The sequence below is a fragment of the Microbacterium sp. K36 genome (genome assembly GCF_004794355.1).
Lineage (GTDB): Bacteria > Actinomycetota > Actinomycetes > Actinomycetales > Microbacteriaceae > Microbacterium > Microbacterium paraoxydans_D.
This window is the reverse complement of sequence record NZ_SSDN01000081.1, coordinates 1-19,046: the sequence shown is the minus strand read 5'-3', so window position 1 is coordinate 19,046 and position 19,046 is coordinate 1. Positions and strand designations below refer to the sequence as shown.

18 protein-coding genes and 1 tRNA gene are annotated in these 19,046 nt (G+C 70.9%); 11 read left to right on the top strand and 8 right to left on the bottom strand.

The window, feature by feature from the left end; translation table 11 throughout:
* The first annotated feature begins 142 nt into the window (after window positions 1–142).
* From DW296_RS09895 to DW296_RS09880, 4 genes are read left to right on the top strand one after another with little or no spacing between them, the layout of a single operon-like run.
* On the top strand, window positions 143–1,228 hold the full coding sequence (locus tag DW296_RS09895; protein WP_205807925.1) for a YihY/virulence factor BrkB family protein: 1,086 nt from the start codon (window positions 143–145) through the stop codon (window positions 1,226–1,228).
* 52 nt (window positions 1,229–1,280) lie between these two features.
* Complete coding sequence (locus DW296_RS09890; protein ID WP_136052096.1) at window positions 1,281–2,171, top strand: alpha/beta fold hydrolase; 891 nt, start codon at window positions 1,281–1,283, stop codon at window positions 2,169–2,171.
* The gene (locus tag DW296_RS09885) at window positions 2,164–2,745 is read left to right on the top strand and encodes a TetR/AcrR family transcriptional regulator (RefSeq protein ID WP_136052095.1); all 582 of its coding nucleotides are present in this window, start codon (window positions 2,164–2,166) and stop codon (window positions 2,743–2,745) included. The genes DW296_RS09890 and DW296_RS09885 overlap by 8 nt, the downstream gene beginning before the upstream one ends.
* A gap of 1 nt (window position 2,746) precedes the next feature.
* On the top strand, window positions 2,747–3,481 hold the full coding sequence (locus tag DW296_RS09880) for an alpha/beta fold hydrolase (RefSeq protein WP_136052094.1): 735 nt from the start codon (window positions 2,747–2,749) through the stop codon (window positions 3,479–3,481).
* 12 nt (window positions 3,482–3,493) lie between these two features.
* On the opposite strand, the gene DW296_RS09875 is transcribed toward DW296_RS09880, so the two are convergent.
* Together DW296_RS09875 and argS are read right to left on the bottom strand one after the other, a co-directional pair.
* Window positions 3,494–4,336, bottom strand: coding sequence for an LmeA family phospholipid-binding protein (locus DW296_RS09875; RefSeq protein WP_136052093.1), 843 nt, complete (start codon window positions 4,334–4,336; stop codon window positions 3,494–3,496).
* A gap of 8 nt (window positions 4,337–4,344) precedes the next feature.
* Entirely contained in the window at window positions 4,345–6,009 is a 1,665-nt protein-coding gene (gene argS / locus DW296_RS09870) for an arginine--tRNA ligase (RefSeq protein WP_136052092.1), read from the bottom strand.
* A 93-nt stretch (window positions 6,010–6,102) separates the two neighbouring features.
* On the opposite strand from argS, the gene DW296_RS09865 reads away from it, so the two are divergent.
* The 6 genes from DW296_RS09865 to DW296_RS09845 all read left to right on the top strand — a co-directional run bounded on the left by DW296_RS09865 (window position 6,103) and on the right by DW296_RS09845 (window position 10,440).
* Complete coding sequence (locus tag DW296_RS09865; protein WP_136052091.1) at window positions 6,103–6,912, top strand: SGNH/GDSL hydrolase family protein; 810 nt, start codon at window positions 6,103–6,105, stop codon at window positions 6,910–6,912.
* Between the two features lie 16 nt (window positions 6,913–6,928).
* Window positions 6,929–7,001, top strand: a tRNA-Arg gene (locus DW296_RS09860).
* Between the two features lie 96 nt (window positions 7,002–7,097).
* A complete protein-coding gene (locus DW296_RS16480) occupies window positions 7,098–7,271 on the top strand; it encodes a hypothetical protein (RefSeq protein WP_164498170.1) in 174 nt (57 codons plus the stop codon).
* A 61-nt stretch (window positions 7,272–7,332) separates the two neighbouring features.
* On the top strand, window positions 7,333–8,622 hold the full coding sequence (gene nhaA / locus DW296_RS09855) for a Na+/H+ antiporter NhaA (RefSeq protein WP_136052090.1): 1,290 nt from the start codon (window positions 7,333–7,335) through the stop codon (window positions 8,620–8,622).
* A gap of 100 nt (window positions 8,623–8,722) precedes the next feature.
* Window positions 8,723–9,871 (top strand): zinc-dependent alcohol dehydrogenase, encoded by a 1,149-nt coding sequence (locus tag DW296_RS09850; RefSeq protein WP_136052089.1) that lies wholly within the window; start codon window positions 8,723–8,725, stop codon window positions 9,869–9,871.
* A gap of 2 nt (window positions 9,872–9,873) precedes the next feature.
* Window positions 9,874–10,440 carry a hypothetical protein gene (locus DW296_RS09845; RefSeq protein ID WP_136052088.1) on the top strand — a complete coding sequence of 189 codons (567 nt, stop codon included), beginning with the start codon at window positions 9,874–9,876 and terminating at the stop codon, window positions 10,438–10,440.
* A 30-nt stretch (window positions 10,441–10,470) separates the two neighbouring features.
* Here DW296_RS09845 and DW296_RS09840 read toward each other — a convergent pair whose 3' ends face one another.
* The 4 genes from DW296_RS09840 to DW296_RS09825 form a co-directional block, all read right to left on the bottom strand.
* Window positions 10,471–12,642 carry a heavy metal translocating P-type ATPase gene (locus DW296_RS09840; RefSeq protein WP_446724135.1) on the bottom strand — a complete coding sequence of 724 codons (2,172 nt, stop codon included), beginning with the start codon at window positions 12,640–12,642 and terminating at the stop codon, window positions 10,471–10,473.
* Between the two features lie 67 nt (window positions 12,643–12,709).
* Entirely contained in the window at window positions 12,710–12,970 is a 261-nt protein-coding gene (locus DW296_RS09835) for a YHS domain-containing protein (protein WP_136052086.1), read from the bottom strand.
* A 23-nt stretch (window positions 12,971–12,993) separates the two neighbouring features.
* Complete coding sequence (locus DW296_RS09830) at window positions 12,994–15,249, bottom strand: heavy metal translocating P-type ATPase (protein WP_136052085.1); 2,256 nt, start codon at window positions 15,247–15,249, stop codon at window positions 12,994–12,996.
* The gene (locus DW296_RS09825; RefSeq protein WP_136052084.1) at window positions 15,249–15,458 is read right to left on the bottom strand and encodes a heavy-metal-associated domain-containing protein; all 210 of its coding nucleotides are present in this window, start codon (window positions 15,456–15,458) and stop codon (window positions 15,249–15,251) included. Before DW296_RS09825 ends, DW296_RS09830 begins: the two co-directional genes overlap by 1 nt.
* A 157-nt stretch (window positions 15,459–15,615) precedes the next feature.
* Here DW296_RS09825 and DW296_RS09820 point away from each other — a divergent pair, with 157 nt between their 5' ends.
* A complete protein-coding gene (locus DW296_RS09820) occupies window positions 15,616–16,548 on the top strand; it encodes an HAD family hydrolase (RefSeq protein ID WP_136052083.1) in 933 nt (310 codons plus the stop codon).
* A gap of 15 nt (window positions 16,549–16,563) precedes the next feature.
* Here DW296_RS09820 and DW296_RS09815 read toward each other — a convergent pair whose 3' ends face one another.
* The gene (locus DW296_RS09815) at window positions 16,564–17,448 is read right to left on the bottom strand and encodes a formylglycine-generating enzyme family protein (RefSeq protein ID WP_446724136.1); all 885 of its coding nucleotides are present in this window, start codon (window positions 17,446–17,448) and stop codon (window positions 16,564–16,566) included.
* Window positions 17,449–17,491: 43 nt separating this feature from the next.
* Window positions 17,492–19,046 (bottom strand): sulfatase-like hydrolase/transferase (locus tag DW296_RS09810; RefSeq protein ID WP_136052081.1); only part of this gene is annotated, 1,555 nt, incomplete at its 5' end.

The following is a 19,046-nucleotide window of genomic DNA, read 5'->3' as shown; positions in this document are numbered from 1 at the left end:
CACCAATCGTGGGACGGATCTCGGGCGGAGGCGCACATCGAGTTGCCCCGATTCTAGGGCACCCTCTGTCGCTGCCTGGTCATGGTGACACGCCGCGTCAACCCCCTGGGGAGCGGTACCGCCCGGCTCGTAGGGTGGGCACGTGGCAGACACCGACAACCGAGACTCCGAGAACCACTCCGCAGCCCCGGCCCGCCCGGGGCTCGTCGCCCGCATCACGGGTCCGGTGATCGCCTGGGCCCTCGCCCGGCGCCCGGTCAGGGCCGTGCTGCTGTACTCCGAGCGCCGTGGCCCGATGCTCGCCGACAGCGTGACCTACCGGGCCCTGTTCAGCGTCTTCGCGGGCGTGCTCCTCGGCTTCTCCCTCGCAGCTCTCTGGCTGTCCGGCAACCCGGAGGCCTGGCGCGCGATCATCGACGCCGTGCAGTCCGCGGTCCCCGGGCTCATCGGCGAAGGCGGCGTCATCGACACGAAGGACCTCCGGACTCCCGCGTCGTTCTCGATCGCCGGCATCATCTCCCTCGTCGCCCTGATCGGTGCCGCGCTCGGCGCCATCGGCTCGCTCCGCACGGCCATCCGGACCATCGCCGGCACGATCCAGGCGGACATCCTGTGGATCTGGGTCATCGTCCGCAACCTCCTGCTCGCCGTCGGCATCGGGCTCGCGTTCGTGCTCGCCGCCGGGATCACCTTCATCGGCCAGCTCGGGGTGACCTGGATCGGCGATCTGCTCGGGGTGCCGTCGGATTCGCCGCTGCTCGCCTGGACGGTCCGTCTCCTGTCGCTGCTCGTGGTCTTCATCCTCGATGCGGCCCTGATCGTCGGCGCCTTCCTCCTGCTCTCCGGCGTCCGGCCCGCCGCGCGCTCCCTGTGGAGCGGCGCCTTCCTCGGCGCCTTCGGCCTCATCGTGCTGCAGCAGCTCTCCGGACTGTTCGTGGGTGGAGCGACGAGCAACCCCCTCCTCGCGTCGTTCGCCTCGCTCCTCGCGCTCCTGATCTGGCTCCAGCTGTCCACGCAGGTCATCCTCGTCGCGTGCGCCTACATCGTGACCGCCGAAGAGGAGCGCGGCGACCGCCTGCACGAACGGTTCGGCGCGCGGACGTTCGTGCAGCGACGGCTGCAGCGCGCCGAGGTCGACGTGAAGATCGCGACGGCCGAGCTGCGCGACGCCCAGCGCGCAACGGCCGAGGAGAACGGCACCGCCGAGAAGGCGGCCGAGAAGGAGTGACCTTCCTCGTTGTGACCGAAACCGATATGGTGGTCACAACGAGAGGGGACGCATGTCGGCATCACGACGGCACACCGTGACCGTTGCCGGCGCCCCCGTGTCGGTCCTGGAGTGGCGCCCGTCCGCGGAGACGCAGCCTCCCGTGCTGCTGCTGCACGGCGGCGGGGCCGACAATGCGGAGCTCTCCTGGGGCGAGGTCGGGCCGGCGCTGGCAGCGGCCGGACACCGCGTCCTCGCGCCGGACCACCCCGGCTTCGGACGCAGCCCACGCCTCGATGCGCCGCTGACCCAGGAGCGCCTGGTGCAGTACGTCGGCGACCTCGTCGACGCCCTCGGGCTGCACGCCTACGCCATCGGCGGTCTTTCGATGGGCGCGGGCATGGCGCTGGGCCATCTGCTCGACCGCCCGGACGGAGCACACGCCGCCGCCCTCCTCGGCAGCTACGGCCTGATGCCGCGCCTGACGGACGGCGCCTTCGGGCCCCTCTCACACCTGTCGACCTTCCTGCTCCTGCGTTCGGGACTGCTCGGCGCGATGACACGCGGCTACGCGCGCGACCGGAACGCGATGACGCGAGGCCTTCAGGATCTCGTCCGCTCCCCGGAGGCCCGCACGCCCGAACTCGTCGATGCGGTGCTCGCCGAGGCCGCGAACGGCTCCGGCCTCACGACGTTCGGCGGCTGGCAGCGCGACCAGGTGCGGCCGCTGCGGCTCCGCACCGACTACCGTGACCGACTCGCCGAGATCCGCGTCCCCGTCCTCCTCGTGCACGGCGACCGGGATTCCGGCGTCCCGCTCCGACGGATCGAGGCGGCCGCGGAGAGCCTGCCAGACGGGCAGCTCCTCGTGGCCCCCGGCGCCGGACACTGGGTGCAACGAGACCATCCCGACCTCGTGATCCCCGCCCTGCGCGAGTGGTTCGCACGAGGCTCCGATGCCTAGGCCGCTCGTCCCGGACCGCCGGGCACGAATCCTCGACGCGGCGGAGCGGATGGTCCTCGCCGAGGGGTTCGACACGATGAGCGTCGCCGCGATCGCCCGCGCGGCCGGTATCGGCAAAGGCGCCGTCTATCTGGAGTTCGCCGCGAAGCGCGACATCCTCGACGCCCTGCTCCAGCGTGGAACCGCGCGGATCGCCGACGCCGTCGCCCGCACCGCAGGACCGCAGCCCTCGCTCAGCGCCCTCTACCGCGCCACGGCGGCGGCGCTGCTCGGCGACGAGCTCATGACGGCCGCGTTCCTCGACGATGCGGGAGTGCTCGGCGCGCACGTCGCCACGCAACCGACCTCCCGGTACCGGAAACGTCACGAGCAGGTCGTCACCGGGATCCGTGACCTCCAGCGTCAGGGCCGTATCGTGCCGGACGTGGAGCCCGAAGCCCTCGCCCTCGCGCTCTCCAGCGCCACCCTCGGACTGCTCTCCGCGGCCCGAACGCTGGGACCGCTCGACCGGGGCACGCTGAAGAGCGCCATCGACACGGTCGGCCGCATGGCCGCAAGCTTCGAGACGGAGTGACATGCACCACGAGACATCGGGTCCCCCGGGAACACCACCGCTTCTGCTCCTGCACGGCGGCGGCGTCGCCGGCTGGATGTGGGAGCCGCTGCGCGCACACCTCGATCCTGCGCGGCGGGTCATCGTCCCTGATCTTCCTGGTCACGGCCGCAGCGCGAGCGTCGGCTACGCGTCGCACGAGGAGACGGTGGCGAGGCTCATCCCCCTGCTGGAAAGAGAGACCGGACCGGCCACCGTCGTCGGCTTCTCCCTCGGCGCGCAGCTCGCCGTCCTGCTCGCGGCGCGACGGCCGGACCTCGTCGCGGACGCCGTCGTCATCAGCGCCCAGGCGGAACCGCTGCGCGCCATCCGACCGACCCTCGCGTTGCTGCGACTCACGGCCGGGCTCGCCAGGAACGAGCGGTTCGCCCGTCTGCAGGCGCGCGAGTTGTTCATCCCGGACGCACTGCTCCCCCGCTATCTGGAGACCTCCGCCGCCATCTCACGCACGACCCTGCTGCGCGCCGTCGAAGAGAACCTGCGTTTCACGCCGCCGCCCGCGTGGAGCACGCACCCCGGCTCGGCACTGATCCTCGTCGGAGGCGACGAGAAGCCGCTCATGCGCCGTTCCGCCGCGCTGCTGAACCGTGTCCATCCCCGCAGCACCCTCGAGGTCCTCCGTGGATGCGGACATGGCATCCCCCTGCAGCAGCCGACGGAGCTCGCCGCACGGCTGCAGGAGCGGCTGCCGGATTGAGGCGGGGTCCGGTCAGCGGTCGCAGGACCCCTTCTCCTGGAGCGCCTCGTCCGTGACGATCGCCCCGTCGACGTCGATGTCGATCACGGCCTGATCGTCGACGATCTCGACCCCCGTCAGAGTGAGGCCGGCCGGGAGCTGGTCCGCGATGCACACCCGCCGCGGCTGCGTGATCCCCTCACCGAGGGAGCCGAGTGACGACCCGACGCTGTCGAGATCGATGTCGACGCCGCCGATACTCGCCGCCACCGGGGTGAGTTCGAGGTCGCCCTCGACAGCCCCGGGAGTGAGGGTGACGGAGACCGGGACCGCGGTGCCGAGCACGTCGAAAGAGCCTCCGAGGGTCGCGTTCGGTGCCGCGAACTCCACGGTGTCGACAGGCAGCTCCGAGTCGGCGAGCAGAGCAGTGAACTGCTCCTGGTCGATGCGGATGGTACCGTCGGCACCGTCGAGGTCGCCGCCCCGCAGCGGAACGCCGGTCGCCGTGACGTCAGCCGCACCGGTGATGCCCTGCAGCGTGACGGCGTCCGTGGACAGCCGCAGGGTGTCGAGACGACCGGCGAGGAGCTGTGGGAGGAGGATCCCCTCTGTCTCGACGTCCAACTGCTGGTCGGCGGGCAGATCGAGCTGCTCGATGACGATCGAACGCACGACGCCGGGCAGCACCGCACGGGCGACGAGCTCCGCCGCGACCAGGAGGGCCGCGAGCACCACCACGACGATGAGGACGACCCACGGCCACCGACGCCGTCGACGAACGGCACCGCTCCGGCCGTCCGCCGGGTCCGGGACGACGAGCGTCGGGTGCTCGTCCGAGGGCTTCGGGTACGGCAGGGTGGAGTTGTCGTCGCTCATGGCGCTCCCTACATGCGCTCGGGCGCGGAGACGCCGAGCAGGTCGAGTCCGTTGCGGAAGACCTGGCCGGCGGCATCGTTCAGCCACAGGCGCGTGCGGTGCACGTCCTCCACCGGGGCGTCGCTCAGCGGGATCACGCGGCAGTTGTCGTACCAGCGGTGGTACAGCCCGGCGAGCTCCTCGAGGTAGCGCGCGACGCGATGCGGCTCGCGCACCTCGGCGGCGAACGCGACGATGCGCGGGAACTCCTGGAGCGCGCCCAGCAGCGCCGCCTCGGTCTCGTGCGTGAGCGTCTCCGGGGCGAAGACCGAGCGGTCGATGCCGGAGTCGGCGGCGTTGCGCGCGACGTTGTGGGTGCGGGCGTGTGCGTACTGCACGTAGAACACCGGGTTGTCGTTCGTGCGCTTCTGCAGCAGCTCCGGGTCGAGGTCGAGCGGCGAGTCGGCGGGCGAGCGCTCCAGCGAGTACCGCAGCGCGTCCGTGCCGAGCCAGTCGAGCAGGTCGTCCATCTCGATGATGTTGCCGGCGCGCTTGCTGAGGCGGGCGCCGTTGATCGAGACCATCTGGCCGATGAGCACCTGGATGTTCTTCGCGGGGTCGTCGCCCGCCGCTCCCGCGACCGCCTTGAGACGGTGCACGTAGCCGTGGTGGTCGGCGCCGAGCAGGTAGATCTTGTCGCGGAAGCCGCGGTCGCCCTTGTTCAGGTAGTAGGCGGCATCAGCGGCGAAGTACGTGTACTCGCCGTTCGAGCGGCGGATGACGCGGTCCTTGTCGTCGCCGAAGTCGGTGGTGCGCACCCAGACGGCGCCGTCTTCGTCGAACACGTGGCCCTGCTCGCGCAGACGGTCGACGGCCTGGTCGATCAGGCTGGAACCGGAGGCGTCCTTCGCGTGGAGGGTGCGCTCGGAGAACCACACATCGAACGGCACGTTGAAACGCTCGAGAGAGTTCTTGATCTCGGCGAGCTGGTACTCGTAGCCGAGCTCGCGGGCGACCGTGAGCCGCTCCTCCTCAGGGAGGTCGAGCAGGTCCGGACGGGCCTCGAGAACGCGGCCGGCCAGCGTCGCGATGTACTCCCCCGGGTAGCCGCCCTCCGGCGTGGGCTCCCCCTTCGCCGCAGCCAGCACGGACGCCGCGAAGCGGTCCATCTGCACGCCCGCGTCGTTGATGTAGTACTCGCGCACGGCGCGGGCGCCGCTCGCGAGGAGCAGTCGGACGATCGCATCGCCGAGGGCCGCCCAGCGCGTGTGCGCGATGTGCAGCGGACCGGTGGGGTTGGCCGAGACGAACTCGACGTTCACGCTGACGCCCTCCTGCGAGGAGTTCGTCCCGTAGGCGGGGCCGGCGTCGACGATGACCTTCGCGAGCGCGCCGGCGGCGGCTGCGTCGAGACGGATGTTGAGGAACCCGGGGCCCGCGACCTCCACGCTCGCGATGCCGTCCACATCGGCCAGTCCGTCGGCGATCCGCTGAGCGAGCTCACGCGGGTTCGTGCCGAAGGGCTTGGCCAGGCGCATGGCGATGTTCGAGGCCCAGTCGCCATGATCGCGGTTGCGCGGACGCTCCAGCACGATGTCGGCGGCGGTGAGCTCGAACGGCTCGCCCGGACGTCGTTCCTCGGCGATGGGGGCGAGGACGGCGAGGAGGGCGTGGGCGAGCGTTTCAGGATTCATAGACCCCCCAGTTTACGGGGGTATGCAGGCCCGTTCCGTCGCCCCGTGTCCCGCGGAGTTTGCGATCCGCCCTCCGTGATCTACTCTCACACCATGAACGCCCCCGCTGCCCCTCGTCGACTGCGCATCGCGGGCATCGCCGCGGCCCTCCTCGTCGCCGTCGCCGCGGGCGTTCTCGGGGTCTGGCGGCCCTGGGTCCCGGCGCCGTCATCCCTCCCGGTCGGTGCCGCCGCTGGAGACGACTCCATCGCGGTGATCGCCCCCGCGCCGCTCGTGCTCCCCGACGAGCCGACCGTCCTCGTGTTCGGCGATTCCTGGACCTACGGCTCGGCCGCCTCCGACCCCACGCTCGGCTACGCGTACGTGCTCGCCGACCTCCTGCAAGGCACGACCATCGTGGACGGCGTCCGCGGCAGCGGCTACCTCAAGCCCGGCATCGACGGCCCCGACTTCGGCGAGCGCATCGCGGCGCTGGACCCGACTCTCGACCCCGATCTCGTCATCATCCAGGGCTCGATCAACGACCGGGCGCAGGGTGCGGCCGGCTACCGCGAGGCCGTGACCGCCGCCTGGGACGCGCTGACGGCGCTGTACCCGGACGCGGCGATCGTCGTGCTCGGTCCCGCGCCGCACGAGCTTCCGGTCGGCGCGCAGACCGCACGGATCGACCGGGATCTCGCGGCTCTCGCCTCGGCCCGCGGCTGGTGGTACATCTCCCCGATCGAGCAGGATTGGATCACCGAGGACAACTATCCCGCCGTCATCGACGTGGAGGTCGGCCGCAAGCATCCGTCCACCGAGGGCCACCGTTACCTCGCCGAGAAGCTCGCCGCCGCGCTCGACGAACTGCGCGCCGCGCCGGTCACGGAGGCCGGTGGGTCGGAGACCACCCCCGACGAGTGATATTGTCGATCGGTACGCCTCCGTAGCTCAGTGGATAGAGCGCCGGTTTCCGGTACCGTAGGTCGCAGGTTCGACTCCTGTCGGGGGCACGTACAGCGAGAGGGATCGTCCAGACGGACGGTCCCTCTTCTCGTGCCACCGGGAGTCCGTCCACGTCCCGCAGCCGAGCCGGGTAGCCTGGATCCGTGCCCTCCCTCCTCATCGCCGGTTCGACGCGCGCTCCGCGCCGTCTGTCGTCCGCGACGCCGATGACGGAGTGGATGCGCGTGGTGCTGCACCCCGGCACGAACGGCTGGACGAGCGTCTGGGGCACCCTCTCGCACGGCGAGATCGCCGGCTGCCCGCCGCCACAGGGATAGGCCGCGCCCGGACGGGTGCGGCGACATCGCGTCACCCATCCATCTGCCGTGAGGTATCCCTGTGTCTCCTTCTTCGTCGTCCCCTGCCCGTTTCCGTCTCGCGCCGCATGAGCTCTGGCGCGGCATCCGCTCCACCGCCCGGAGCGACGTGCTCGGCGGCGGTCTGCTGCTGACCGCCACGCTCGCCGCGCTGATCCTTGCCAACTCCCCCGCCGCGCCCTGGTACGAGGCCGTCAGGGACTTCCGCTTCGGGATCCCGGAGTGGCACCTCGAGCTCAGCGTGGGCGCCTGGGCCGCCGACGGGTTGCTCGCGGTGTTCTTCTTCGTCGTCGGACTGGAGCTGAAGGAGGAGTTCGTCGCCGGGCGTCTCCGCGATCCGCGCCGTGCCGCGCTTCCGATCGCCGCCGCGGTGGGCGGCGTCATCGTCCCCGCTCTCTTCTTCGTCGCGATCAACGCGACCTCCGGCGCCGAGGTCCTCCGCGGATGGGCGATCCCGACGGCCACGGACATCGCGTTCGCGATCGCGGTGCTGGCCGTCGTCGGCCGCTTCCTGCCGCCGGCGCTGCGGGTGTTCCTGCTGACCCTCGCGATCATCGACGACCTGATCGCCATCACGATCATCGCCACCTTCTATACCGAGACCATCAGCTTCCCCTGGCTGATCCTCGCGCTCCTTCCCCTCGCGGGTTTCGCACTCGCCGTGCAGAACGGCATCCGGTCCTGGTGGATCCTGCTTCCCCTCGCCCTGGCCGTCTGGGCGTTCGTGCATGCATCCGGGGTGCACGCCACGGTCGCCGGCGTGCTGCTCGGTTTCATGGTCCCCGTGCGTCCGACGGCCCGCGCGCGGGTGCGCACCGGGACGGATACCGACGGCGCTCCGGTATACGACGGCCTCGCCGCGCACTTCGCCGATCGCTGGGGCATCGTGGCGACTCTCGTCGCCGTGCCGGTGTTCGCGTTCTTCGCGGCCGGTGTCGAGATCGGCGGCGTGGACGGCCTGGTCTCGGCGCTGACCGACCCGATCACCATCGGGATCGTCGTGGGCCTCGTGCTCGGGAAGCCGGTCGGCGTCCTGCTCACGACCTTCCTGTTGAGCCGAGTGCCGGCCCTGCGCCTCGACGAGACGCTGCGCTGGCCGGATCTCGCCGGCATGTCCCTGCTCGCCGGCATCGGATTCACGGTCTCGCTGCTGGTGGGCGAGCTCGCGTACGGCAGCAGCAGCGTCGCGGACGATCATGTGAAGATCGGCGTGCTCGTCGGCTCGCTCGTCGCCGCGGTCCTCGGCGGATTCGTGCTCGCGGCCCGCAGCCGTCGGGCTCGCGCCGAGGTCGGGCCCCTGCCCGGGTCCTGACCTCGGCCCTCTACGCTCCCCTGCGCCATCCGTCAATGCCCTGAGTCATCCCCGAGGCGGTGCCTAGCGTCGGTCACTCCATGTAGCGAAGGAGCACCCGATGAAGGCGATGACCTACCGCGGACCGTACAAGATCCGCGTCGAGGAGAAACCCGACCCGACGATCCAGCACCCCAACGACGCGATCGTCCGGGTCACGAGAGCCGCCGTGTGCGGGTCGGATCTCCACCTCTTCCACGGCATGATGCCCGACACCCGCATCGGGCACACCTTCGGTCACGAGATCGTCGGGGTGGTCGAGGAGGTCGGCTCCTCCGTGGAGACGCTGCGCCCGGGCGACCGGGTCATGGTGCCCTTCAACATCTACTGCGGCTCGTGCTACTTCTGCCGCCGAGGCCTCTTCTCGAACTGTCACAACGTGAACCCCAACGCGACCGCCGTCGGGGGGATCTACGGCTACTCGCACACGACCGGCGGGTACGACGGCGGGCAGGCGGAGCGCGTGCGCGTGCCGTTCGCGGATGTCGGTCCGTCGGTGATCCCGGAGTGGCTCGCCTCCGAAGACGCGCTGCTGCTCACGGACGCGTTCTCCACCGGCTACTTCGGCGCGCAGCAGGCCGACATCGCCGAAGGGGACACGGTGGTCGTGTTCGGCGCCGGGCCCGTCGGCCTGGCCGCCGCCCGCTCGGCCTGGTTCCTCGGCGCAGGGCGGGTCATCGTCGTCGACCATCTCGACTACCGGCTCGAGAAGGCACGGGACTTCGCCTTCGCCGAGACGATGCATCTGCACGAAGCCGGTGACATCGTGCTCGCGCTGAAGAAGGCGACCGGCTACCTCGGCGCGGACGTGGTGATCGACGCGGTCGGCGCGGAGGCGGACGGCAGTGTCGTCCAGCACGTGACCGCCGCCAAGCTCAAGCTGCAGGGCGGCTCCCCCGTCGCGGTGAACTGGGCCATCGACAGCGCGCGCAAGGGCGGCACCGTGTCGATCCTCGGCGCCTACGGCCCGCTGGTGACCTCGGTGCGCCTGGGCGACATCATGAACAAAGGCCTCACGGTGCGCGGCAACCAGGCTCCCGTGAAGAGGCAGTGGCCGCGGTTGCTCGAACACATCCAGGCGGGGCACATCCGTCCGTCCGAGCTCCTGACGCACCGCTTCCCCCTGGAGCACATCGCGGAGGCCTACCACGTGTTCTCGTCCAAGCTCGACGACTGCATCAAGCCGCTCATCGTCGTCGGAGAGGAATGATCATGCCGTACGAAGGATCTCGACCCATCCCCGCACCGACCCCCGAGGAGCTGCGTGCCCGGATCCCGGGCTGGGGCGCCGACCTCGCCCCCGAGCACCGCCGCACCTGGCAGCAGCTGGAGGATGTCGGCGACACCGGCGCGCATTGGGACCTCCCCGAGCGTCAGGGCCCCGACCGCGGCCGCGAGCGCTCGATCGAGCACGGGATGCTGCCTCCCGTCTGGGGCACCGCGCAACCGCTGCACGGCGTGTCGGGTGCCATCCGGCGCGTGGCCTACGACCGGTTCAGCGAGACGAAGAACACGCGCTGGCTGCTGCTCGTGCTGGGCGACCGCGTCGATGCGGTGACGGCGCACGCCCGCTCCCTGCTCACCCGGCGCCCGGACGACCCCATCACGCAGACCGGCGTCCTCGCGGAACCGCAGCATCGTCCGCTTGCGTCGCGGTTCGGACGCGGACGGATCGATCTCCGGCACACGTGGCTCGACCCGATCATCGTCGTGGGGCCCTGGGTGCTGACGGTGGTCCTGGGCGTCCGCGCTCTCCGCCGCCTCGGCCGTCGGCACTGAGCCGGGACCGAGACGGCGGCGTGGTGGCGCTCAGCGCTGCAGGATGCCCGCGGTGACCACCTCCGGACGGAGATCGAGCCGCCGCAGCAACTGCGCGTTCAGCGCCACCACGATCGTCGACAGCGACATCAGCACCGCCCCCACCGACATCGGCAGCACGAAGCCGATCGGGGCGAGCACACCCGCCGCGAGCGGGACCGAGAGCAGGTTGTACCCGGCCGCCCACCAGAGGTTCTGCGTCATCTTCCGATACGAGGCGCGGGAGAGCTCGATCACCGACAACACGGCGCGCGGGTCGTCTCCGGCGAGGATGACGCCGGCGGAAGCGATGGCCACGTCCGTTCCGGCGCCGATCGCCAGGCCCACGTCCGCCTGAGCGAGCGCGGGGGCGTCGTTCACGCCGTCGCCCACCATCGCGACCCTGCGCCCCTCGTGCTGCAGCTCCTGCACCTTCGCGGCCTTGTCCTCCGGCCGCACGCCCGCGAACACGCGGTCGATCCCGAGGTCGGCCGCGACGGTGTGCGCGACGGCTTCCGCGTCGCCGGTGATCATCACGACCTGGACGCCGAGCGCATGCAGCGCATCGACCGCGTCCCGCGACTCCGGACGCACCTCATCCGCAAGCTTGAGCGCCCCGATGACGCCGCCGTCCCGCAGCACGTGCAGGATGATCGCGCCGTCCGCGCGCCACCCTTCCGCGACGGGGAGCTCCTGAGCATCCTCCTCCGTGAGCAGGTGCGGGCCGCCGACGCGGATCACGGCGCCGTCCACCGTCGCGGTCACCCCCACCGCCGGCGAGGACGAGAAGTCGCGGCTCGCCGGCACGCGGAGCTCGTTGTCCCGAGCGGCGCGGACGATGGCCTTCGCCAGCGGATGCTCGCTGTCGGCCTCGGCGGCCGCGGCGAGCGCCAGCACCTCCTCCGCGGTCTCCGTGCCGGCCACCGACACCTCGGAGACGACGGGCTCGCCCTTGGTCAGCGTGCCGGTCTTGTCGAACAGCACGGTGTCGACGGTGCGCATGCTCTCCAGGGCCAGCCGGTCCTTGACGAGCACGCCGCCACGCGCCGCGCGTTCGGTCGCGATCGACACGACGAGCGGGATGGCCAGCCCCAGCGCGTGCGGGCAGGCGATCACGAGCACGGTGATCGTGCGGATGACGGCGTCGTCCGGCAGGCCGACGGCGCTCCACACCACCGCGGTGATCGCGGCAGCACCGAGCGCGAACCAGAACAGCCAGCCGGCGGCCGTATCGGCCAGGCGCTGTGCGCGGGACGAGGAGTTCTGCGCTTCCGTCACGAGCCGCTGGATGCCCGCGAGCGTCGTGTCGTCTCCGGTCGCGGTGATCTCCACGCGGAGGCCGGAGTCGGTGGCGACGGTTCCCGCGGTCACCGGATCGCCAATCGTCCGGGTGACTGTGCGGGACTCCCCCGTCACCATGGATTCGTCCATCGAGGCGCGACCGTCGACGATGCGCCCGTCCGCCGGGATGCTGCCGCCGGGACGCACCACGACGACATCGCCCACGCGGAGCTCCGACGGGGCGACTCGCACGACCTGATCGCCCTCGACGCGCTCGGCCTCGTCCGGCAGCAGCGCGGCCAGCGAGTCGAGGGCGGAGGTGGTCTGTGCCAGCGACCGCATCTCGATCCAGTGCCCGAGCAGCATGATCACGATGAGGAGAGCGAGCTCCCACCAGAAGTCGAGCTCGTGATGCAGCAGGCCGAGGCTCGCTCCCCACGACGCGACGAACGCCACGGTGATCGCGAGGCCGATGAGCAGCATCATGCCGGGCTGTCGGGCACGGATCTCGCTGACGGCGCCGGTGAGGAACGGCTTCCCTCCCCACACGTACATGACCGTGCCGAGGACCGGCGACACCCAGACCAGACCCGGGATGTCGGGAAGCGGGTAGCCCACGATCATCGCGAACATGCCCGAGAGCAGCACGGTCGGCACGGCGAGGACGAGCATGATCCAGAACAGCCGCCGGAACTGGGCGACGTGGTCGCCATGGCCCCCGTGACCGCCGTGACCCGCGTGATCGCCGTGTCCGGCGTGCTCCGCGTGGTCTCCGTGTCCGGGGTGCTCCGCGTGGTCTCCGTGTCCTGCGTGGTCCATGTGTCCAGTGTGGTCCGCGTGCGTGCCTGCCTCCGCTCCGACGGGGTCGCCGTGCGCGGAATGGTCGTGATGCGAGGTGCTCATGTCTTCCCTCCGACGTCGATGATGCCGTGCGGGGCCGGATCTGTCGCGGCCCCGCACAGGTGGGGGCTCAGGCCGCCCTGGTGTACTTCGCGGGATCGGCGTCGAACGCCGGTCCGCAGCCCGCGCAGCAGAAGTAGTAGCGCGTGCCCTCGTGATCGCGGTACAGGCCCGCTGCCTCGGCCGTGGCGATCACCACGGGTGTTCCGGCCATCACCGGGCATTCGGCCATGCCCTCGGCCGGCACGGCGAGCAGGTCGGTGCGCCCCTCGGCGGAGACGCCGCTCTGGCTCGGGACGCTGCAGCAGGATCCTGCGGGGGAATCGGACATGTCGGTACTCCTCTGTCTCTCGTTCACGGGGTGTCCACCGCCCTGCTGCGGAAGGACCGCAGGCGGAGGCTGTTGCCGACGACGAAGACGCTGGAGAACGCCATCGCCGCACCGGCGAGCATGGGGTTGAGCAGGCCGAGCGCCGCGAGCGGGATCGCTGCGACGTTGTAGGCGAAGGCCCAGAACAGGTTGCCCTTGATCGTGCCGAGTGTGCGCCGGGCCAGCCGGATCGCGTCCGCCGCACTGCGCAGATCGCCGCGGACGAGGGTGATGTCGCTCGCCTCGATCGCCGCGTCTGTGCCGGTCCCCATCGCCATCCCGAGGTCCGCCTGGGCGAGGGCCGCGGCGTCGTTCACGCCGTCTCCCACCATCGCGACGACCTTGCCCTCGTCCTGGAGCCGGCGCACCACGTCCACCTTGTCCTGGGGCAGCACTTCGGCGATCACCTCGGTGATACCGACCTCGCGGGCGATCTGCTCCGCCACTGCGCGGTTGTCGCCGGTGAGCAGGACGGGCGTCAGTCCCAGCGCCCGGAGCTGCGCCACCGCCTCCGCGCTCGTGACCTTGACCGTGTCGGCGACGACGAGCACCCCGCGGGCACGACCGTCCCAGCCCACCGCGATCGCGGTCTTGCCCTGGGCCTCCGCCTCGGCCTTGACCGCAGCCAACCCCGCGGACAGGTGCTGCGACCAGTCGGCGAGCAACGAGGCGCGTCCCACGACGACGGCGTGGCCGTCCACGATGCCCTGGACGCCCCTGCCCTCGACGTTCGCGAACTCCTCGACGCTCGGAAGGGTGCCGAGCTCCCGGGTGGCCGCGGCCGCCACGGCCTGCGCGATGGGGTGCTCGGAGGCGTCCTCGAGGGCCCCGGCGAGCCGCAGCAGCTCCTCGCGCTGTACGACGTCGTCGGTGTGCACCGCCGTCAGCGTCATGCGACCGGAGGTGACGGTGCCCGTCTTGTCGAGCACGACCGTATCGACCTTCCGGGTCGACTCGAGCACCTCGGGGCCCTTGATGAGGATGCCCATCTGGGCGCCGCGACCCGTGCCGACGAGGAGAGCGGTCGGCGTGGCCAGACCCAGAGCGCAGGGGCAGGCGATGATGAGCACCGCGACCGCGGCGGTGAAGGCGGCGGCAGCCGGGAACCCGGCCGCGAGCCAGGCCACGAGCGTGCCGAGGGCGATCACGATCACGATCGGCACGAAGATCCCGGAGACACGGTCCGCGAGGCGCTGCACCTCGGCCTTCCCGGTCTGCGCCTCTTCCACGAGCCGCGCCATCTGCGCGAGCTGGGTGTCGGCGCCGACGCGGGTCGCGCGGACCACCAGGCGTCCCCCGGCATTCACCGTGGCGCCCGTGACGACGTCGCCCTCCCCGACCTCGACGGGCACCGACTCGCCGGTCAGCATCGAGGCATCGACGGCGGACGTGCCGCCGACCACCACGCCGTCGGTGGCGATCTTCTCCCCCGGCCGCACGACGAACTCGTCCCCGACCCGCAGCTCGCTCGTCGGGATCCGGGACTCGACGCCGTCGCGGAGTACCGCGACCTCCTTCGCGCCGAGCTCCAGCAGCGCCCGGAGCGCCGCACCGGCCTGCCGCTTGGAACGCTTCTCGAAGTAGCGCCCGGCGAGGATGAACGTGGTCACCCCCGCCCCGACCTCGAGGTAGATGTTCCCGGCACCGTCACTGGGCGCGACGGTGAACTCGAAGGGGTGCGTCATGCCGGGCATCCCGGCGGTGCCGAAGAACAGCGCGTACAACGACCACAGCAGGGCGGCGATCGTGCCCATCGAGATGAGCGTGTCCATCGTGGCCGCACCGTGCCGGAGGTTGATCCACGCCGCCTTGTGGAACGGCCACGCCGCCCACACGATCACCGGACCCGCGAGCGCGAGCGACAGCCACTGCCAGTGCGTGAACTGGAGCGCCGGGATCATCGCCATCGCGATGACCGGGACGGTGAGCACGACCGACGCGATCAGCCGGTGCCGCAGCGCCGTGAGCTCCGGATCCGGCTGCTCTCCGTCGGGCTGCGCACCCTCCGGCGCGGGAGGCGCGGGGACGACGGCGGTGTAGCCGGTCTTCTCGACCTCGGCGATGAGCAGGGCGGTGTCGACGCCCGCCGGCGCCGTGACGTTCGCCTTCTCGGTGGCGTAGTTCACGGTCGCGGTGACGCCGTCGAGACGGTTGAGCTTCTTCTCGATCCGCATGGCGCACGACGCGCAGGTCATGCCGCCGATCTCCAGCTCCACGCTCGTCGCGGATGGAGTGTCCATCAGGACCGGACCGCCCGGTAACCCGCCTCGTCCACGGCAGCCAGCACGGCCGCGTCGTCGACGGGGGCGGAGCTGCGCACCACGAGCTTCCCGCTCTGTGCGCTCACATCGATACCCTCGACACCGGGGATGCGGGACACCTCGCCGCGGATCGCCGTCTCGCAGTGGCCGCAGGTCATCCCGGTCACCTGGTACTCGCTCGTGCTCATCATGTTTCCTTTCCCTCGGGATACCCCCCTGGGGTACTCCTTTGGCTCAACCTTATACCCTCCGAGGGTATTCCCGCACGCCCGGCCGCAGCGGGACTCGTCCGCTCCGGGTGAGGGACGCTCGGCATCCGACGCCGCGCCTGGGAGGATCGCGGTCATGGACTCCTCACCTCTGTCTTCCTGGCGGGACACCGGCACACGGCGCACCATCGAGGCGTTCGTCGCCGCCGTGACGGAGGGTCCTGACGCCGTCCCCGTCGACGAACGCATCGCGGTGTTCGACAACGACGGCACTCTCTGGTCGGAGAAGCCCATGCCCACCCAGCTGCACTACGTCGTCGAGCGCTGGCGCGAGGCGGCCACCCGCGACCCCTCCCTGGCCGACCGGCAGCCCTACCGCGCCGCGGTCACCGGTGACCTCGCCTGGCTCGGCACCGCGATCGACAAGCACTACGCCGGCGACGACTCCGACCTCGGCGTCATCATCCAGGCGCTCCTGGGGCTGACCGACGGGGTGAGCGTGGAGGACTACGCCCGTTCGGTCGCGGACTTCTACCGCACCGCGCAGCACCCGCTCCTCGGTCGCCCCTACGCCGAATCGGTGTACCGCCCGATGGTCGAGCTGCTGCGGTACCTCGAGAGCCACGGCTTCACGTGCTACATCGTGTCGGGCGGCGAGCGCGACTTCATGCGGCCGATGACCCAGGCGAACTACGGCATCCCTCCCGAGCGGGTGATCGGCTCGGCGCTCGGACTCGCCTACGACGAGAAGGATGCCAGCGTCCGCTACTCCTCGGCGCTGGCGTTCTTCGACGACGGACCGGAGAAGCCGGTGCGGATCTGGAGCCGGATCGGGCGGCGTCCGCTGCTGGCGGCCGGAAACTCCAACGGCGACATGCCCATGCTCGACTTCGCGCACGGTGGCCATCGGCCAGGACTCGCGCTGCTTATCCATCACGACGACCCCGGCCGTGACGACACCCCCTACGACACGGGAGCCGAGCGTGCCCTGGGCGCCGCAGCCGACCGGGGCTACACCGTGGTCAGTGTCAAGGACGACTGGTCATCCGTGTTCCCCGGCCCCGTCTGAGTCGGGGAGCAGGGGTCAGAGGGCGCAGCGGAAGCCGATGTGGGTCATGGCGGTGTCCTCCGCCTGGGCCGACCGCGCCGCGGGGCGATAGCGGAGGCAGTACTCGGGCGCGCAGAGGTGCGAGCCGCCTTTGAGCACGCGGCGAGGGATCGGCGACCCGGGCTCGGAGGACAGCAGGCTCGCGCGCTGACCGGCGTCGACCCCCACCGCGCCCGGCGGCACATGGCGATGAGTCCAATAGTCGTCCGTCCACTCCCAGACGTTGCCGATCATGTCGTGCAGGCCGTAGCCGTTCGCGGGGAACGAGGCGACCCGCGCGGTGCCGATCCACCCGTCGGCGCCGTCGTTCCGGTACGGGAAGGCGCCTTGCCAGGTGTCGGCCATGAGGGTGCCGTCCGGCTTCGTCTCCTGGCCCCAGGCGAAGCGGGCACCGACGAGCCCACCGCGCGCCGCCCATTCCCACTCCGCCTCGGTGGGCAGGCGCCTGCCCGCCCATGCGGCGTAGGCGGCGGCATCGGGATACGCGACCTGCACGACCGGATGGTCGAGGCGGTCGTCGATCGACGACCCCGGTCCGAACGGGTGGCGCCAGGACGCCCCCGGCTCCCACCGCCACCACTGCCGCCAGTCGCGCAGGTCCACGGGGCCGGTGGTCGGTGTGAACACCATGGCGCCGGGGACGAGGTCGTCCGGATGCACGCCGGGATAGTCGGAGGGGTCCATCGGCCGCTCGGCGATCGTGACGTACCCTGTGTCCTCGACGAACGCGGCGTACTGGCGGTTCGTCACGGGATGCTGATCCAGCGTGAACGCCTCCACGCGCCGCTCGTGGACGGGGCCTTCCTCCGGGTAGAACTCGTCCGACCCCATGAGCAGCGTTCCGCCGGGGACCTCGATCATCGCCGTCATGCCCTCATGCTAGGCCGCCGCCCGCTCCGCGCGGTCACTCGCGCGACAGCATCGCGGCCGCCTCAAGCTCCATATCGAGATACTGCTCCGTGCTCACGTCCACCGCCACGCCCAGGAGCGTGCCGCCGGTGAACGGGAACGGATTGCGGTACTGCGCGCTCACCGGGTCGGCGCTGTCCCACCCGACGCAGAGTCCGTCGCCGCAGAGCGTGAACTTCCCGACCTGGGCCCGCATCGGACCGGACGCCACGGCGCGATCATCGACGTACAGCGTGGCGGTGCCGACCGACTCGCCGTGCTCCCCCGCTCCCTCCCGCACGAACTCCACGCCCAGGGTGTGCGGGCCGGGGGCGATCTCGTCCGAGGTGAACGACTGCTCCGGCGGGATGCCGAGGAAGTTGTACACGTAGACGAGCCTGTTGTCCTTGAGGAACAGCGAGTGCCCGCCGAAGCGGGAGCCGTGCGCGAAGAGCACTCCCTCGGCGCCCCGCTCCAGGATGACGTCGGCGATGATCTTGTAGGAGCGCCCGCGGATGTTCACCGCGACGCTCTCCGGCACCGCCGCGGTGCCGGGGAAGTACACGTACCGTTCCCGGGGCTCCTCCGCCTGAGGCCTGGGGACCGTGAGGATCTCCCGGGCCGACCGGTCGTCGAGCGGAAGGGCGAAGTTCGCCTCCGCCTCCGCGAACCACGCCGCGATGAGCTCCTGCAGCTTCTCCGGGTGGGTCGCGGCCAGGTCATCCGACTCGGAGCGGTCCTCTGCCACGTGGTACAGCTCCCAGACGTCATCGTCGAAGTGGCCCTTGCCGCTCAGCGGCGCGTGCACGGCGGCAGCCTTCCAGCCGTCCTTCCAGATGCCCCTCGTCCCGAGCATGGAGTAGTACTGGACCGTCTTCGTCGTCGGCCCGTCCGGCGCCGCGTCGAAGGAAGATCTCATCGAGACGCCGTCGAGCGGTCGCTGCGGCACCCCGCGGAACGACTCCGGCATCTCGATGCCGATCACGTCGAGCACCGTCGCGACGACGTCGACCGAGTGATGGTATTGGTGGCGCAGCTCCCCCTTCGCTGCGATCCCTCTCGGCCAGTGCACGACCATCGGGTCGCAGGTGCCGCCGGAGTACTGGGAGTAGCGCTTGAACATCTGGAACGGTGTGGAGAACGCCGCCGCCCACCCGGTCGGATAGTGGTTGTAGGTGTCGGCGGACCCGAGCGTGTCGATCATCGCGAGGTTCTCGGCGAGGTCGTCGGGATAGCCGTTGAAGAACTTGTTCTCGTTCACCGAGCCGTCCGGCGATCCCTCCCCGGAGGCGCCGTTGTCGGCGCAGTAGAAGATGATCGTGTTCTCCAGCTGCCCCGTCTCCTCCAGGTAGTCCACGATCCGCCCGACCTGGGCGTCCGTGTACTCGGAGAAACCGGCGAAGACCTCGGCCATCCGGGCGAAGAGCCTCCGCTCGTCGTCGTTCAGCTCCGACCACGGACGCACGTGGTCGGCGGGGTTCGCGGCGTCCTCCGGCAGCGGGTTGAACGGCGTCATCTGCGTGCCCTCCGGCAGCACGCCCTTCTCGATCATCGTCCCGCTGATCGTGTTC